18 protein-coding genes are annotated in these 15,438 nt (G+C 74.5%); 2 read left to right on the top strand and 16 right to left on the bottom strand.

Annotation, left to right across the window (positions count from 1 at the left end; translation table 11 throughout):
- Window positions 1–84 precede the first annotated feature (84 nt).
- The 9 genes from N555_RS0100985 to hrcA form a co-directional block, all read right to left on the bottom strand.
- On the bottom strand, window positions 85–417 hold the full coding sequence (locus tag N555_RS0100985; protein ID WP_029429639.1) for a hypothetical protein: 333 nt from the start codon (window positions 415–417) through the stop codon (window positions 85–87).
- A 6-nt stretch (window positions 418–423) separates the two neighbouring features.
- Window positions 424–1,776 carry a hemolysin family protein gene (locus tag N555_RS0100980; RefSeq protein WP_034508125.1) on the bottom strand — a complete coding sequence of 451 codons (1,353 nt, stop codon included), beginning with the start codon at window positions 1,774–1,776 and terminating at the stop codon, window positions 424–426.
- A gap of 7 nt (window positions 1,777–1,783) precedes the next feature.
- Entirely contained in the window at window positions 1,784–2,287 is a 504-nt protein-coding gene (ybeY, locus tag N555_RS0100975) for an rRNA maturation RNase YbeY (RefSeq protein ID WP_029429637.1), read from the bottom strand.
- Window positions 2,288–2,292: 5 nt separating this feature from the next.
- Window positions 2,293–3,405, bottom strand: coding sequence for a PhoH family protein (locus N555_RS0100970; RefSeq protein WP_369794001.1), 1,113 nt, complete (start codon window positions 3,403–3,405; stop codon window positions 2,293–2,295).
- A 119-nt stretch (window positions 3,406–3,524) separates the two neighbouring features.
- Window positions 3,525–4,340, bottom strand: coding sequence for an enoyl-CoA hydratase/isomerase family protein (locus N555_RS0100965; RefSeq protein ID WP_029429635.1), 816 nt, complete (start codon window positions 4,338–4,340; stop codon window positions 3,525–3,527).
- A 21-nt stretch (window positions 4,341–4,361) separates the two neighbouring features.
- Entirely contained in the window at window positions 4,362–4,721 is a 360-nt protein-coding gene (locus N555_RS0100960; RefSeq protein WP_029429634.1) for a histidine triad nucleotide-binding protein, read from the bottom strand.
- Window positions 4,722–4,740: 19 nt separating this feature from the next.
- Entirely contained in the window at window positions 4,741–5,496 is a 756-nt protein-coding gene (locus N555_RS0100955; protein ID WP_029429633.1) for a 16S rRNA (uracil(1498)-N(3))-methyltransferase, read from the bottom strand.
- 56 nt (window positions 5,497–5,552) lie between these two features.
- Window positions 5,553–6,686, bottom strand: coding sequence for a molecular chaperone DnaJ (dnaJ, locus tag N555_RS0100950; RefSeq protein WP_029429632.1), 1,134 nt, complete (start codon window positions 6,684–6,686; stop codon window positions 5,553–5,555).
- Window positions 6,687–6,701: 15 nt separating this feature from the next.
- Window positions 6,702–7,724 (bottom strand): heat-inducible transcriptional repressor HrcA, encoded by a 1,023-nt coding sequence (gene hrcA, locus N555_RS0100945; protein WP_029429631.1) that lies wholly within the window; start codon window positions 7,722–7,724, stop codon window positions 6,702–6,704.
- Window positions 7,725–7,966: 242 nt separating this feature from the next.
- Between hrcA and N555_RS0100940 the strand changes: the two genes are divergently transcribed.
- Window positions 7,967–8,287, top strand: coding sequence for a type II toxin-antitoxin system VapB family antitoxin (locus N555_RS0100940; protein ID WP_029429630.1), 321 nt, complete (start codon window positions 7,967–7,969; stop codon window positions 8,285–8,287).
- On the opposite strand, the gene N555_RS0100935 is transcribed toward N555_RS0100940, so the two are convergent.
- The 6 genes from N555_RS0100935 to hemW form a co-directional block, all read right to left on the bottom strand.
- The gene (locus N555_RS0100935; RefSeq protein ID WP_029429629.1) at window positions 8,284–8,889 is read right to left on the bottom strand and encodes a response regulator transcription factor; all 606 of its coding nucleotides are present in this window, start codon (window positions 8,887–8,889) and stop codon (window positions 8,284–8,286) included. The genes N555_RS0100940 and N555_RS0100935 overlap by 4 nt on opposite strands.
- Complete coding sequence (locus N555_RS0100930; protein WP_029429628.1) at window positions 8,886–9,983, bottom strand: sensor histidine kinase; 1,098 nt, start codon at window positions 9,981–9,983, stop codon at window positions 8,886–8,888. The genes N555_RS0100935 and N555_RS0100930 overlap by 4 nt, the downstream gene beginning before the upstream one ends.
- A gap of 21 nt (window positions 9,984–10,004) precedes the next feature.
- Window positions 10,005–10,745 (bottom strand): ABC transporter permease, encoded by a 741-nt coding sequence (locus N555_RS0100925; RefSeq protein ID WP_029429627.1) that lies wholly within the window; start codon window positions 10,743–10,745, stop codon window positions 10,005–10,007.
- Complete coding sequence (locus N555_RS0100920) at window positions 10,742–11,653, bottom strand: ABC transporter ATP-binding protein (protein ID WP_029429626.1); 912 nt, start codon at window positions 11,651–11,653, stop codon at window positions 10,742–10,744. The genes N555_RS0100925 and N555_RS0100920 overlap by 4 nt, the downstream gene beginning before the upstream one ends.
- A 91-nt stretch (window positions 11,654–11,744) precedes the next feature.
- The gene (locus N555_RS0100915) at window positions 11,745–12,587 is read right to left on the bottom strand and encodes a mycofactocin-coupled SDR family oxidoreductase (protein WP_029429625.1); all 843 of its coding nucleotides are present in this window, start codon (window positions 12,585–12,587) and stop codon (window positions 11,745–11,747) included.
- A gap of 110 nt (window positions 12,588–12,697) precedes the next feature.
- A complete protein-coding gene (gene hemW, locus N555_RS0100910) occupies window positions 12,698–13,921 on the bottom strand; it encodes a radical SAM family heme chaperone HemW (protein ID WP_029429624.1) in 1,224 nt (407 codons plus the stop codon).
- Window positions 13,922–13,970: 49 nt separating this feature from the next.
- Here hemW and N555_RS0100905 point away from each other — a divergent pair, with 49 nt between their 5' ends.
- Window positions 13,971–14,735: an enoyl-CoA hydratase-related protein gene (locus tag N555_RS0100905; protein ID WP_029429623.1), complete on the top strand. Its 765-nt coding sequence runs from the start codon at window positions 13,971–13,973 to the stop codon at window positions 14,733–14,735.
- A gap of 4 nt (window positions 14,736–14,739) precedes the next feature.
- Here the strand turns inward: N555_RS0100905 and N555_RS0100900 are convergent, their stop codons facing one another.
- Window positions 14,740–15,396 (bottom strand): TetR/AcrR family transcriptional regulator, encoded by a 657-nt coding sequence (locus tag N555_RS0100900; protein ID WP_029429622.1) that lies wholly within the window; start codon window positions 15,394–15,396, stop codon window positions 14,740–14,742.
- Window positions 15,397–15,438: the final 42 nt, after the last annotated feature.

The raw sequence follows: 15,438 nt of genomic DNA, 5'->3' as shown, positions 1-15,438 counted from the left end.
TCTGCCCAGCATCCTGGGCAGAGCACGAGCGTGCCGGGAGAGAACCTGCCGACCAGCACTGGACCCGTGCGCGGGTGTTGTTCGTCAGGCCTGGCTGCGCACGGTTCCGTCGGGTCCGGCGAGGAACACCGGGGCCGACGGCGTGAGGTCGTGGACGGCGGCGAGCCCGTCGGCCTCGACGGCCTCGGCCGCGGAGACGACCGCCCCGGCCTCCAGACCGGTCACCCCGCTCGACACCGCCGCGGCCACGGCGGCCTGCAGGGCCGACAGCTTGAGCGAGGGCAGGTCGACGGTGGCGGCCAAGTAGGTGCGGCCGTCGGTGTCGCGGACGGCCGCACCCTCGGGGCCGCCGGTCCGGCCGAACGCCGAGCGGGCGAGGGTGACGAGCTTGGCGTCCTCGGGCTGCAGATCAGGCACGGGGCGTCAGCCTTCCACCACGGCGGCGGGTTCCTCGGCGCGGGTGGCCCCCGAGGGCCGGGCAGGCTCCACCGCGTCGTCGGCACCCGGTTCGGGGACCCGGCAGACCAGCAGGGTGTCGATCCGGTTGCGCCGTCCGCCGGTGCTCTCGGCGACCAGCCGCAGCCCCCCGACCTCGGTGGCCGACCCCTCTATCGGGACCATGCCGAGCTCGCGGGCGAGCAGCCCACCGACGGTCTCCACGCCCTCGTCGGCGGGCAGGTGCACGTCGAACAGCTCGGCGAGGTCCTCCACCGGCAGCCGCGCGGTCACCCGCATCGACCCGTCGGGCAGCTCCTCGACCGGCGGGCGCTGGAAGGCGTCGTGCTCGTCGGCGATCTCGCCGACGATCTCCTCGAGGATGTCCTCGATGGTCACGAGCCCGGCGAAGCCGCCGTACTCGTCGACGACGATCGCGATGTGGATGCGCTGCGCCTGCATGTCGCGCAGCAGCTCGTCGACCGGCTTGGACTCCGGGACGAACGTCGGCGGCCGCATCAGCTCCTCGACCCGCGGCCCGCGGCCCTCGCCGAGGTTCTGCGAGCGGCGGACCAGGTCCTTGAGGTAGACGACCCCCACGACGTCGTCCACGTTCTCGCCGATGACCGGGATGCGGCTGAAGCCGCTGCGCAGCGCGAGCGCCAGCGCCTGGCGGACGGTCTTTCCGCGCTCGAGGTAGACGACCTCGGTACGCGGCACCATGACCTCGCGGGCGATCGTGTCGCCCAGCTCGAACACCGAGTGGATCATGTTCCGCTCGCCGGACTCCACGACGCCGCGCTCCTCGGCCATGTCGACCAGCTCGCGGAGCTCGACCTCGGAGGAGAACGGGCCGTCGCGGAAACCGCGGCCCGGGGTGATCGCGTTGCCGACCAGGATCAGCAGCGTGGCGACCGGCCCGAGCACCCGGCCCAGCAGCTTCACGACGCCGGCGGTGGCCAGCGCGACGCCGTAGGCGTGCTGGCGGCCCAGCGTGCGGGGCCCGACCCCGATCAGCACGTAGCTGACGACGGTCATGATCGCGGCGGCGGTGACCACGGCCTGCCAGCCGCTGCCCCACACCTCGTAGAGGACGACGGTCAGCAGGACCGCCGCCACCATCTCGCAGATGATCCGCAGCAGGAGCAGCAGCGACACGTGCCGCGCGCGCTCCTCGAGGACCTCCTCCAGCGCCCCGGCCCGCTTGGCACCCTCGCGGCGCATCTCCTGCACCCGGGCGGCGGAGACCCGCTGCAGTGCGGCGTCCATCGCGCCGAACAGGCCGGCGAGCGGGACGAGCAGCACCGCGACGACCACCATCGTGATCTGGCCCGATGTCATCGCGGCCTCACCGCGGTCGGGGCTCCTGCTCGGCGGGCTCCCCGGTGACCGGCTGGCGAGGGGCGGAGCGCCACGACTCGAGGAGCTTCGCCTGCAGGGCGAACATCTCCTTCTCCTCGTCGGGCTCCATGTGGTCGTACCCGAGGATGTGCAGCACCCCGTGGGTGGCCAGCAGGACCAGCTCGTCGTCCATCGTGTGCCCCGCCGCACGGGCCTGGCGGACGGCGACCGACGGGCACAGGACGACGTCGCCGAGCAGCGCCGGCCCGGGGTCGGGGTCGTCGGGGCGGGAGGTGTCGAGCTCGTCCATGGGGAACGCCAGCACGTCGGTGGGGCCCTTCTCGCCCATCCACCGCTCGTGCAGGGTCGCCATGTACTCGGGGTCGACGCAGAGCACCGACAGCTCGGCCATCGCGTTCACGCCCATCTCGGCGAGCACGAATCGGCAGATGCCGGCCAGCTCCGCCTCGTCGACGGCGATCTCGGACTCGTTGGCCACCTCGACGGGCACCGCGGTCAGCTCCCCTGCCGGCGCGGACGGGGTCCGCGCGCCTGCGCCGGCCCCCCGGCGGCCTGCTGCTGGGCGTTGTCCCAGCGCTCGTAGGCGTCCACGATGTTGCCGACCAGCCGGTGCCGGACGACGTCGGAGCTGGTCAGGTTGGCGAAGTGCACGTCGTCGATGCCGTCGAGGATCTCCCGGACCACCCGCAGGCCGCTCTGCGCGCCACCGGGGAGGTCGACCTGGGTGACGTCGCCGGTGACCACGATCTTCGAGCCGAAGCCGAGCCGGGTGAGGAACATCTTCATCTGTTCCGCAGTCGTATTCTGCGCCTCATCGAGAATGACAAACGCATCATTAAGGGTCCTGCCCCTCATGTATGCCAATGGCGCAACTTCAATTGTTCCTGCTGCCATCAATCGCGGAATTGACTCCGGGTCGACCATGTCGTGCAGCGCGTCGTACAGCGGCCGCAGGTAGGGGTCGATCTTCTCCGACAGCGATCCGGGCAGGTAGCCCAGCCGCTCGCCGGCCTCGACCGCCGGACGGGTCAGGATGATCCGGTTGACCTGCTTGGTCTGCAGCGCCTGCACGGCCTTGGCCATCGCCAGGTAGGTCTTGCCGGTACCGGCCGGGCCGATGCCGAAGACGATGGTGTGCACGTCGATCGCGTCGACGTAGCGCTTCTGGTTCAGCGTCTTGGGCCGGATGGTCCGGCCGCGGCGGCTGATGATGTCCAGGCTCAGCACCTCGGCCGGGCGCTCGGAGCCACCGCTGCGGAGCATGCCGATGACCCGGCGCACCGAGTCCGGCCGCAGGACCTGGCCGGTGCCGAGCAGCGCGATGAGCTCGTCGAAGACCGCGACGGCGAAGGCGTTGTCGGCCGGCTGACCGGTCACCGAGATCTCGTTGCCGCGGACGTGGACGTCGGCCTCGACCTCGGCCTCGACCAGGCGGAGCAGCTCGTCGCCGGAGCCGAGCAGGCCCACCATGGAGACGCTCTCGGGGACGGTGATGGTGGTGCGGACGGGTGCGGGCGGATCGCCCGCCAGTGCCGACGTGCCGGCCGGGGCGCTGTCCACCGCCGCAGCTGAGGCCGAGGCCTCACGCGACGTGGGGGCTCCCGGCACGGGGACGTTCGGGGAGGAGTCGGGCAAGAACCCTCGACCCTGCCTTCCTGCTCAGGCGGTACGGACCCTGCCGAGGGTACCCGTCGGAGAGCTGGCGGAACCCGGCTCGCCCGAACGGGTCAGCGGCCCTCGTAGGTGGCCCTGCCCGGGCCGTCGGCGAGGAAGGACGCGACGGCGCCGCGCAGGTCGTCGGTGCCGAAGAGCGGCCCGGACACCTGCGGGGTGATCGCGTCGGCCGCGCGGACGCCGTCCCGCACCGCCGTCCCGACCAGGCGCTTGGTCGCCGCGTGCGCGACGGTCGGCCCGGCCGCCAGCCGGTGCGCGTACTCCCGGGCCGCGTCGGCGAACCCGTCGTCGGGCAGCACCCGGTTCACCACGTTCCACCGCTCCAGCTCGGCGGCCGGGTAGCGCTCGCCGGTGTAGATGAGCTGCTTCGCGCGCGCCGGGCCGGCCCGCTCGGCCAGCCGCTGTGGTCCGCCCATCGACGGGGTCAGCCCGACGACGATCTCGACCAGCCCGAACGAGGCCCGCTCGGCGGCCAGCAGGATGTCGCAGGCCAGCGCGAGCTCGAAGGCGGCGGTGAGGGTCAGGCCGTGGGCGGCGAACACGGTCGGCACCGGGAGGTCCTCGAGCGTCTGGGCCATCCGGAGCAGGCGGGCCCACAGCGCCGTCCCCTGACCGGCCGGGTCCGGGCCCTCGGCGATCGCCTGGAAGGCGTGCACGTCGACGCCGCCGGACACGACCCTGCCGCGGGCCTCGACCAGGACGGCGCGGGCGCGGTCGGGGCGGCCGGGCTCGGTGAGCGCGACCAGCTCGGCCACCGCCCGCTCGAAGCCGGCGAAGACGGTCTCGTCGAACAGGTTCAGCGGCGGGGCGTCCAGGACGACGACGGCGACGTCGCCGTCCCGCTCCACGCGGACGGGGCTCTCTGTCACCCGCTCACCCTGACAGCCCGGTCAGCCGGGCGGCCAGCCGAGGCCGCGGCCGCCGAGGACGTGCAGGTGGAGGTGGTCGACCGACTGGCCCGCCTGCGGACCGGTGTTGGTGACCACCCGGTAGCCCGGCTCCACGCCGCCGTCGGCGACGAGTCCCTCCTGCCGGGCCACGTCGGCCGCGGCGCGCACCACGGCGCCGAGCAGGTCGGGGTCGGCCGCGGCCAGCGCGCCGAGGTTGCGGTGGTGGTCCTTGGGGATGACCAGCACGTGCGTCGGGGCCTGCGGGTTGATGTCTCGGAAGGCCAGCGTGCGGTCGGTCTCGTGGACGACGTCGGCGGGGATCTCGCCGGCGACCATGCGGCAGAACAGGCAGTCGGTCACGGCGACCGACCCTAGGGGCTCAGCGCCAGCGGGTGCGCAGGGAGATCGCGGCGAGCGCGGCGGCGCCGGCGGTCGAGGTGCGCAGCACCTCCGGGCCCAGCCGGACCGGCTCGGCGCCGGCGGCCCGGAACGCGACGACCTCGCCGTCGGTGAGCCCGCCCTCGGGGCCGACGACGATCGCGACCGTCCCCTCCGTGGGCACGTCGACGGCGGAGATGCGGGCCCGGGCCTGCTCGTGCAGCACCACCGCGAGGTCGACCTCGGCCAGCTCGCCGCAGACCTCGCGGGTGCTGGCCAGCTCGGCGATCTCGGGGACGCGGGGACGGCGGGACTGCTTGCTCGCCGCGTGCGCCGCCGCGCGCCACTTGGCCACGCCCTTGGCGATCCGGTCGTCGCGCCACCGGGTGACGCAGCGGGAGGCCGCCCACGGCACGATCCGGTCCACGCCCAGCTCCGTGGCGAGCTCCACGGCCAGCGGCCCGCGGTCGCCCTTGGGCAACGCCTGCACCAGCACCAGACGGGGCTCGGACGGCGGCACCTCGAGGCGGGTCTGCACGCGGACCAGCAGCCCCTCCGGACCGGCGGCGGCGACCTCGCCCTCCGCGACCGTGCCGCGGCCGTCGCCGACCCGCACCCACTCACCGGGGGTCAGCCGCAGCACGTCCACCGCGTGCCGCCCCTCCGGGCCGGCGACCAGCAGGTCGTCCCCGGGTGGTAGCTCGTCGAGCAGGAACAGCGGCGCTCCGTCGAGCTCCGGCGAACGGGCCTCGCTCATTCCTTTGATGCCTCGGTGATGCTCATTCCTTCGCTGCCTCGGTGGTGCTCATCCCCTCACTTCAGCACGTCGCGCAGACGGGAGAACAACCCACCCTGCCCTTCCGGGGCAGCGCCGGGACGGTCCTCACCGCGCAGCGTCGCCAGCTCGCGGAGCAGCTTCTCCTGCTCGGCGTCCAGGCGCGTCGGGGTCTCGACCTCGACGTGGACCATGAGGTTCCCGCGGCCGGTGGCCCGGAGCCGGGGGGCGCCGCGCCCGCGGAGGGTCATCACGGTCCCCGACTGCGTGCCGGGGCGGATGTCGACGTCCTCCTCGCCGTCCAGCGTGGTGAGCGAGAGCGTCGTGCCCAGCGCCGCGGCGGTCATCGGCAGCGTGACCCGGCAGTGCAGGTCCTCCCCGTCGCGGGTGAAGACCGGGTGCGGGCGCTCGTTGATCTCGACGTAGAGGTCACCGGCCGGGCCGCCGCCCGGGCCGACCTCGCCGTGGCCGGTCAGCCGGATCCGCATGCCGTCCTCGACGCCGGCCGGGACCTTGACGGTGATCGTGCGGCGCGAGCGCACCCGCCCGTCGCCGCCGCAGGTCGCGCACGGCTCGGGGATCACCTGGCCGGTGCCCTCGCAGGTCGGGCAGACCCGGCTGGAGACGACCTGGCCGAGGAACGACCGCTGCACGCTCTGCACCTCGCCGCGACCGGCGCACGTCGTGCAGGTCGTGGGGTGCGTGCCCGGAGCGGTGCCCGCGCCGGCACAGGTGTCGCAGAGGACCGCCGTGTCGACGGTGATCTCCTTCGTCGTCCCGAAGACCGTCTCGTCGAGGTCCAGGTCGAGGCGGATCAGCGCGTCGGCGCCGGCCCGGGTGCGGCTGCGCGGACCGCGCGCGCCGCCCATCCCGCCGCCGAAGAAGGCGTCCATGATGTCGCCGAGCCCGCCGAAGCCGGCGTTGCCGAAGGGGCTGCCGCCCCCGCCGCCACCGGCGTCGAAGGGGTCACCGCCGAGGTCGACGATGCGGCGCTTCTCCGGGTCGGTCAGCGCCTGGTAGGCCTTGCTGACCTCCTGGAAGCGCTCCTTGGCCCCGGGGTCGGGGTTGACGTCCGGGTGCAGGTCGCGCGCCAGCCGGCGGTAGGCCTTCTTGATGTCACTGTCGGACGCACCGCGGGCCAGGCCCAGGACGCCGTAGTAGTCGGTTGCCATGGAGGGGTCTCAGCCTCAGCTCTCGGCCAGCAACTGGCCGACGTAGCGGGCCACGGCTCGCACCGCGGCCATGTTCGTTGGGTAGTCCATGCGGGTCGGGCCGACGATGCCCAGGCCGCCGAGGGCCCGGTCGGGAGCGCCGTACCCCACGGACACGACGGAGGCACCCGTCAGCGCCTCGTGGGCGTTCTCCTCGCCGATCCGGACGACGACGGTGCCGCCGGTGTCGACCTCGCTGATCAGCTTCAGCACCACGACCTGCTCCTCGAGGGCCTCGAGGATGGGGCGCACGGTGCCGGGCAGGTCCAGGGCGGTGCGGGCCAGGTTCGCCGTCCCCCCGACGACGAGGCGGTCCTCCCCCGGCTCGACCAGCGTCTCGATGAGCGCGGCGCTGACGCCGGCCACGAGGGTCCGAAGGTGCGGTGGCGCGGTGTCCACCAGCTCGGGCACGAGTCCGGCGGCCTCGGCGAGCTTCGCGCCGGTGAAGGCGGAGTTGAGCAGCGTGCGCAGCTCCGCCACCGACTCGGCGTCGACGTCGACGGAGCACTCGACGACCCGCTGCTCGACCCGGCCCGTGTCGGTGATCAGCACCAGCAGCAGGCGGGAGCCGGCCACCTGCACGACCTCCAGGTGCCGGACGGCGCTGCGCGACAGCGTCGGGTACTGGATGACGGCGACCTGGCGGGTCAGCTGCGCCAGCAGCCGGACGCTGCGCCCGAGGACGTCGTGCAGGTCGACCGCGCCGTCGAGGAACTTCTCGATGGCCTTGCGCTCGGCGCCCGACAGCGGCTTGACCGCCGACAGCCGGTCGACGAACAGCCGGTAGCCCTTGTCGGTGGGCACCCGCCCGGCGCTGGTGTGCGGCTGGGCGATGTAGCCCTGCTCCTCGAGCACGGCCATGTCGTTGCGGATCGTGGCCGGCGAGACGCCGAGGTCGTGCCGGTCGGCGAGTGCCTTGCTGCCCACCGGGTCGTTGGTGGAGACGTAGTCCTGGACGATGGCCCGCAGGACCTGCAGGCGCCGTTCGTCGTGCGCCACGGTGACACCTCCCCGTACCGGTCGACGTGCCGCGCGAGGGGACCCTGCGCCCTCGCCGGATCGCTCCGTCGCACCGCCGGGAGGGCTGGCACTCGCACGGACGGAGTGCCAGACCAGCATACGTGCGCAGAGCGCGTCCGTCGCGCATCCGCACCCGGACCGGCGACGGCGGCGGGCCGCACCGGCCGATAGGCTGGCCGACGGTCGAGGCAGGCTCGGGCGGTCGGACGGAGGTCGGTTCCCTGATCTTCAAAGCGGTGCGCGAGGGCCGCCCCTATCCCGAGCACAACATGTCGACCAAGGACTGGGCGATGATCCCGCCGCGCCAGATCCGGCTGGACACCCTGGTCACGACCAAGCGCGAGCTGGCCCTGGACGCCCTGCTCGCCGACGACTCGACCTTCTACGGCGACCTCTTCCCGCACGCCGTCCTCTGGCACGGCGAGATGTACCTCGAGGACGGCCTGCACCGGGCACTCCGGGCGGCTCTGCAGCAGCGCACGGTCATCCACGTGCGGGTGCTCGACCTGGACGCGCTGATGCCCGCCGAGCCCGCCCGCTAGAGCCAGCCGCGCTCCTCGGCCACCCGCGCGGCCTCGACCCGGGTGCGGGCGCCGGTCTTGCCGATCGCCGAGGACAGGTAGTTGCGCACCGTCCCCTCGGAGAGGAACAGCCGGCGGGCGATCTCGGCGACGGTCGCGCCGCCCGCGGCCTCGCGGAGCACGTCGGCCTCCCGGCCCGACAGCGGCGTGGGACCGATCGCCAGGGCAGCGGCGGCCAGGTCCCGGTCGATGACCCGCTCCCCCGCCACGACCGCGCGGATGGACCGGGCCAGCTCGGCCACGGGGGCGTCCTTGACGAGGAAGCCGGCGGCGCCGACCTCCATGGCGCGGCGGAGGAACCCCGGGCGGCCGAACGTGGTCAGGACGACGGCGCGGGTGGCCGGCACCGCCGCGGCCAGCGCCCGCGCCGCCTCGAGTCCGTCGCAGCCGGGCATCTCGATGTCGAGCAGGGCGACGTCGGGCGCGTGCTCCAGCGCCGCGGCCACCACCTCGTCCCCCCGGCCGACCTCGGCGACGACCTCGATGTCGTCCTCCAGCTCCAGCAGCGCCCGGAGCGCGCCGCGCACCATGGACTGGTCCTCGGCGATCAGCACCCGGATCACGGCGCCGCCACCGACGCCCGGACCGGCACGCGGGCGCACAGCCGGAAACCCCGTCCGCCGTCCCCGGGGCCGGTCTCCAGCCGGCCCCCCAGGGCGGCGACGCGCTCCGCCAGCCCGGACAGCCCGGCTCCCACCGGGCCGGCCGCACCGCGGCCGTCGTCGGTGATCGTCAGCGCGGCGCCGTCGCCGTCGGTGCCGAGGGCCACGGTGACGCTCCGGGCGCCGCTGTGCCGCAGCACGTTGGTGGTCGCCTCGCGCACCACCCAGCCGAGCACGGCGTCCACCGCGCCGGGCAGCTGCGGGCTGTCGCGGGGCGCCGTGAGGGTGATGCCGGCGGCCGAGAGCGCCGGGCGGGCCTCGGCCAGTGCGCCCGCGAAGCTGACCTGGCGGTAGCCGCTGACCGCGTCCCGGACCTCGGCCAGTGCCCGCCGCGCCGTGGCCTCGACGTCGGCCAGCTCGGACCGGGCGCGGGCCGGGTCACGGTCGACGAGCCGGCCGGCCAGCTCGCTCTTGAGCGCGATCAGCGACAGGCTGTGGCCGAGCAGGTCGTGCAGGTCGCGGGCGAAGCGCAGCCGCTCCTCGGCGACGGCGTTGCGGGCCAGCTCCTCGCGGGCCTCCGACAGCTCGGCGTTCACCGACACCAGCACCCGGGTGCCGCTGAGCGCGAAGCCGGTGAGCAGGCACATGACCGGCAGGATGAACAGCTGGCCGAGCTGGCCGTCGGCGGCGACGACCGCCGCGCACGCACCGGCGCAGCCGAGGACCGCGGGCCACACCCAGCGCTGCGGCAGTGCGATCGCCGACGCCGCCGACACGTAGATGAGCAGCCCCGCCCAGGACGGCCCGAGCCACCCGGCGAGCGCGACGCCGAGCACCGCGACGACGACGAGGTACCGCCGCGCCTGCGCCCGGCGGCCGAAGAAGGCCCCCATGACGACGAGGTATGCCGCGGTGAAGACGACGAGGCCGGCGAGGGCCACCACCTGCACCCACGCGGCGTGGTCGCTGGTCACCAGGTCGGCGAGGGGGAAGAACTGGAACAGCAGCCACGGCGCCGCCCAGCCCATCCGGTACCAGTTCCTGGGCGCTCCCATGGTCGGCGACCGTAGCCGCGCTCAGCCCGCGACCGCGTACATCGGCCGGCGCCGCGCCACGGCGGCGGCGAGCGCACCGGCGAGGGCGGCGAAGCCGATCAGCGCGAGGACCGCGACCGGCGCCGGCGGCTGCCCGGCGGCGACGTCCCGGCCGAGCTCGGCGTACCAGTACGACGGCAGGCCGTGCGCCACGGCCCGCAGCCCGGCCGGGAAGACCTCGACCGGCACCCAGAGCCCGCCCAGCAGCGCGAGCACCGTGCCCACGATGCCGATCGCGCTCCCGGCCGCCTTCTGCTCCAGCGCCAGCCCCAGCAGCAGGCCGAGCGCGACGAAGACGGCCGCGCCGGCCCAGAGGACGGCGACCAGGGCCAGCCAGGTGCCGACCGGCAGCCGCACCCCGTTGACCAGCCCGCCCACCAGGGCGACGACCACCAGGGACGGCAGCGTCAGCAGCACCCCGACGAGGATCTCGACGACCACGACGGTGCGCGTCGGCACCGGGGTGACCCGCAGCTGGCGCAGCCAGCCCGAGGCGCGGTCGAAGGAGATGCGGATGGTCGCGCCCAGGGCTGCGCCCATCGCGCCGTAGGCCATCATCGCGACCATCGTCGCGGCGGCGTAGTCCTGGTAGCCGTCGTCGGCGGACCGGCCGAAGACCTGGGCGAAGAAGAGCGTGAACAGGGCCGGCAGGGCCACGGTGAAGACCAGGAACTGCCGGTTGCGACCCACCCGGCGCAGCTGGAAGAGGAACAGGGCGCTCATCGGTCGGCTCCGATCGGGCTGGCAGTGATGGGGCTCGCGGTGGTCAGGGTCAGGACGGCTTCCTCGAGGCTGGCGCCCCGGACCTGCAGGCCGGGCAGCCGCCGGCCGTCGGCCAGCAGCGCCCGCAGCGTCTGCTCGGGCTCGGCGGTGCTGAGCTCCACGGTCCGGCCGCGCCGGACGACGGCGGTCACTCCGGGCAGGCCGTCGAGGCAGGTGCCGGGCTCGGCGGTGAAGCTGACCGTGCTCCCGCTGGTGCCCGCCTTGACCTGCGCGGCGGACCCGTCGGCCACCACCCGGCCACCGGCCACCACGACCACCCGGTCGGCGACCGCGTCGGCCTCCTCGAGGTGGTGGGTGGCGAAGACGACGGTCGTCCCGCCCTCGGCGAGCCCACGCATCGTCGTCCAGAAGGCGCGGCGGCCCTCGACGTCCATGGCCGACGTCGGCTCGTCGAGCAGGAGCAGCGGCGGCCGCCCGGCCAGGGCGATCGCCAGCAGGACCCGCTGGCGCTGACCGCCGGAGAGGTCCTCGACGGGACGGCGGAGCAGCCCTTCGATGCCCGTGGTGACCACGAGGTCGTCCAGCGGCCAGGAGCGGGGAAAGCTGCGCCGCACCAGGTCCAGGACCTCGCCGACGCGGGCCTCGCCGGGGAGCCCGCCGTGCTGGAGCATCGCGCCGACGTCCCCGGCGCGGACGGCCTCGGCCGCCGGGCGGCCCAGCACGCGGACCCGTCCGGCGTGCGGGACGAGGCCCAGCACCGCGTTGACGGTGGTCGACTTCCCGGCGCCGTTGGGGCCGAGCAGGGCCACGGTCTCGCCGCGCGGGATGCGCAGGTCCAGTCCGTCGACGGCGGTGGTGCCGCCGTACCGGACGGTGAGGCCGGAGACGTCGAGAGCGGGTTCGGTCACGGCGTCGAGCCTGGTGGCCGGGGGGATCCCGGCAGTAGTGCAGGACGTCGCCGGTCTCCCCTGACATCTGTCAGGGGAGACCGGCCCGGCGTCAGTCCAGGGTCTTCAGGTGCGCACCGGCGTCGATGTTGAGGAACTGCCCCGTGAGGTACTTCGACGCGTCGGAGGCCAGGAACAGCACCGCCTCGCTGATGTCCTCGGGCTCGACCCACGGCACCGGCATCGCCTGCAGCGTCGAGAACGCCGGGGCGGCGTCCTCCTTGGTGGGCTTCTCCAGGTCCGGCCGGAAGAGGCGGTACATGTCGTCGTTCTGCAGCAGGTTGGTGTTGCAGTTCGTCGGGTGCACGCCGTTGACGCGGATGAACTCCCCGGCCACCGCCGCGGCCACCGACTGCACGAACGGGACGAGGGTCCGCTTGGCGAAGGTGTACGCCCCGCCACCGCCGGGCCCGCCGACGCCGCCCTTCATCAGGGCCGCGAACGAGCCGGTGACGATGACCGACCCGCCCTTGGGCAGGTGCGGCAGCCCGGCCATGACGGTGTTCAGGACCCCGACCAGGTTGACGTTGAGGACGTCGATGTAGTCCTGGCGGCCCTGGTCGGCCTTGAAGGCACCGACGCCCGCGTTGGCGATGATCACGTCGACCTTGCCGAGCTCGGCGATCCCGGTCGCGTACGCGGCCTGCAGCTGGTTGGGGTCGCGCACGTCGGCCTTGATCTTGACCGCGCGCCGGTCGAGCGCCTCGATGGACTTGACCGTCTGGTCGAGCTCGGCCTCGGTCCCCATCGGGTAGCCGATCGTCTCGATGTCCTCGCAGAGGTCGACGGCGATGATGTCCGCGCCCTCCTCGGCGAGCCGGAGCGCGTGGCTGCGCCCCTGACCGTGCGCGGCTCCGGTGATGAACGCGACCTTGCCCTCGACCCGTCCTGCCATGGTGTGGTTCTCCCTGCTGCTGGGAGCGGGGGCAGCTCCCCCCGCCGGGACGGCCGTGCCGTCCTGTGACCCAGCCAACTACGCCGGAGCGCCGCCGTCCAGAACGGGGTTCAGTCCGTGAGCTCCCGGACCAGCGCGTCGGCCAGCAGGCGGCCGCGATCGGTGAGGACGGCGCGGCCCGCCTCGTGCGCCGCCGGCTCCAGCAGGCCGCGGACGACGGCGTCGGCGGCCCGCAGCCGGCCGGCCGCGGAGAGCCGCTCCAGGGGCAGGCCGTCGCGCAGGCGGAGGCCGAGCATGACGGTCTCCAGCGCCCGGTCGTCGGCGTCGAGCAGCTCGGAGCCCGCGGCCGGGCTCTCCCCCGCCGCGATCCGGGCCGCGTGCGCGGCCGGGTGCTTGACGTTCCACCAGCGCAGCCCGCCGACGTGGCTGTGCGCGCCCGGGCCGATGCCCCACCAGTTGGCGTTCGCCCAGTACAGCTCGTTGTGCCGGCAGCGGGCGGCCCGGTCGGTGGACCAGTTGGAGACCTCGTACCACTCCATCCCGGCCCGCCGCAGCGCTGCGTCCGCCTGCTCGTAGCGGTCGGCGAGGACGTCGTCGTCGGTCATCGGCAGCTCTCCGCGGGCGATCCGGCGGGCCAGCCGGGTGCCCTCCTCCACGATCAGCGCGTAGGCGCTGACGTGGTCGACGGGCGCGGAGAGGACGACGTCCAGGGACGCGGCCCAGTCGGCGTCGGTCTCCCCCGGCGTGCCGTAGATCAGGTCGAGGTTGACGTGCTCGAAGCCGGCGGCCTTCGCCTCGGACGCGGCCTCGGCAGCCCGGCCGGGGGTGTGCCGGCGGTCGAGGACGGCGAGCACGTGCTCGGCGGCCGACTGCATGCCGAGGCTGATCCGGGTGAAGCCGCCCGCGCGCAGCCGCGCCAGCGACTCCGGCGTCACCGACTCGGGGTTGGCCTCGGTGGTCACCTCGACGTCGCCGGCCACCGGGAACAGCTCGCGGACGGCGTCGAGGACGGCGACGAGGTCCGCGGCGGGCAGCAGCGTCGGGGTGCCGCCGCCGACGAAGACGGTGGAGACCTCCGGCCGGTCGGGCCCCAGCACCTCGGCGGCCCGGCGCAGCTCGGCGACGACCGTGCCGGCGTACTCGGACCGGTTCGCGCCGGGGCCGAGCTCGTCGGAGGTGTAGGTGTTGAAGTCGCAGTATCCGCAGCGGGTGGCGCAGAACGGCACGTGCACGTACAGCCCGAACGGGGTGGTCGCCAGGCCCTCGCGCGCCGACGCGGGCAGCACGAACGGGGCGGCCGGCGGAGCGGGCAGCAGGGGCAGGGCGGTGTCCATCTGCTCCCAGTGTGCCGCGCCCCGGGGCGGTGACCGGCAGAATCGGGGTGTGACTCCTCCCGACCGCGTGCTGCAGGTGACCGTCGAGCGCGGCGTGGCCCGGCTGACCATGGACTCCCCCGCCAACCGCAACGCGCTCTCCCGCGCGATGCTCGCCCAGCTGGGTGCGGCGGTCGCCGACGCCGTCGCCGACGACGCGGTCCGGGTGCTCGTGCTCGACCACACGGGCCGGGTCTTCTGCTCGGGCATGGACCTCTCCGAGGCGGCGGGTGCCGGAGCCGGCGACCAGGGGGTGCACGCCTTCCCGGAGCTGCTCACCGCGTTGTGGAGCTCCCCGAAGCCGGTGATCGCCGCGGTCCGCGGACCGGCGCGCGCGGGCGGCATCGGGCTGATGGCGGTGTGCGACGTCGTCGTCGGGGGCGCCTCGGCGACGTTCGCGGTCAGCGAGGTCCGCGTCGGGCTGGTGCCGGCCGTGATCTCCGCGGTGCTGGCCCCGCGGATGGCGCGGCACCTGCTGCACCGGCTCGCGCTGACCGGGGAGGTGTTCGGCCCGGAGCTCGCGGCCACCGCGGGGCTGGTCGACCTCGCCGTCGCCGACGACGCCGTCGACGCGACGGTCCGGGCGCAGGTCGACGCGCTGGCGGCGGGCGCCCCGGCGGCGCTCGCGGAGACCAAGCGGCTGCTGCGGTCCGGCGGGCCGCGCGGCTCGTTCGACGAGCTGCAGGAGCTGTCGGCCCGCTGGTTCGCGAGCGAGGAGGGCCAGGAGGGCATCGCGGCCTTCCGGGAGAAGCGCCCGGCCCGCTGGGTGCCCTGACCGGTCAGGCCAGCAGCAGTCGCACCCACGCGTCGGCGAGCCAGGCCGCGTAGCGCTCGGCCGACCAGCCGCGCTCGGTCACGAGGAGTGCGCGGTACTCGGCGGAGTTCATGCTCCACACCACGTCCGCCACGTCGTCGTCGGTCAGGTCCGGCCGCAGGTCGCCGGTCGCCCGCAGGTCCGCGGCGAGCAGCCGCATGTTCGCGGCGCGGCGGGCGCTGATCTCGGCGCGCAGCTGCGCGCAGTCGTCGTCGGTGAGCGCCGCTTCGGCGAGGGCGCGGTGCACCGGGGCCATGCGCATCCCGATCGCGGCGACCGCGGCGGCGTAGAGCTCGAGCTTCTCCCGGCCCGAGGTCGCCGCCCGGACGCGCTGCACGTAGTCCCGCTCCGGCGCCGGCACGGCCTCGTCGGTGCCCGAGATGGCGGTCTCGAGCAGCTGGCGCAGCAGCTCCGGCTTGCGCCCCACCGAGGAGTACACGGTGTCGACGGCCACCCCCGCCCGGTCGGCCACGGCGCTGATCGGTGTCGCCGCGTAGCCCCGGTCGGCGAAGAGCTCCCGGGCAGCCTGGAGGACGGCGCGGCGGGTCCGCGCCGCCTGCTCCGCGCGCACCGGCGAGGTGTACCGGCGCCGCGCCGGAGGTCCCTTGACGTCGTCGGCCACGAGGGCCACGGTACCGGTATTCGTCCGAAGTAAGTTCGGACC

The organism is Blastococcus sp. URHD0036, assembly GCF_000701365.1.
GTDB lineage: Bacteria > Actinomycetota > Actinomycetes > Mycobacteriales > Geodermatophilaceae > Trujillonella.
The sequence above is the reverse complement of the archived record's forward strand: the minus strand, read 5'-3'. Positions and strand labels throughout refer to the sequence as shown.

What these genes read in the sequence shown, in the direction of transcription:
- N555_RS0100980 (WP_034508125.1), bottom strand. Translation starts at nt 1,776, where the DNA reads ATGACATCGGGCCAGATCACGATGGTGGTCGTCGCGGTGCTGCTCGTC.
- N555_RS0100955 (WP_029429633.1), bottom strand. Translation starts at nt 5,496, where the DNA reads ATGAGCGAGGCCCGTTCGCCGGAGCTCGACGGAGCGCCGCTGTTCCTG.
- dnaJ (WP_029429632.1), bottom strand. Translation starts at nt 6,686, where the DNA reads ATGGCAACCGACTACTACGGCGTCCTGGGCCTGGCCCGCGGTGCGTCC.
- N555_RS0100930 (WP_029429628.1), bottom strand. Translation starts at nt 9,983, where the DNA reads ATGGGAGCGCCCAGGAACTGGTACCGGATGGGCTGGGCGGCGCCGTGG.
- N555_RS0100925 (WP_029429627.1), bottom strand. Translation starts at nt 10,745, where the DNA reads ATGAGCGCCCTGTTCCTCTTCCAGCTGCGCCGGGTGGGTCGCAACCGG.
- N555_RS0100915 (WP_029429625.1), bottom strand. Translation starts at nt 12,587, where the DNA reads ATGGCAGGACGGGTCGAGGGCAAGGTCGCGTTCATCACCGGAGCCGCG.
- hemW (WP_029429624.1), bottom strand. Translation starts at nt 13,921, where the DNA reads ATGGACACCGCCCTGCCCCTGCTGCCCGCTCCGCCGGCCGCCCCGTTC.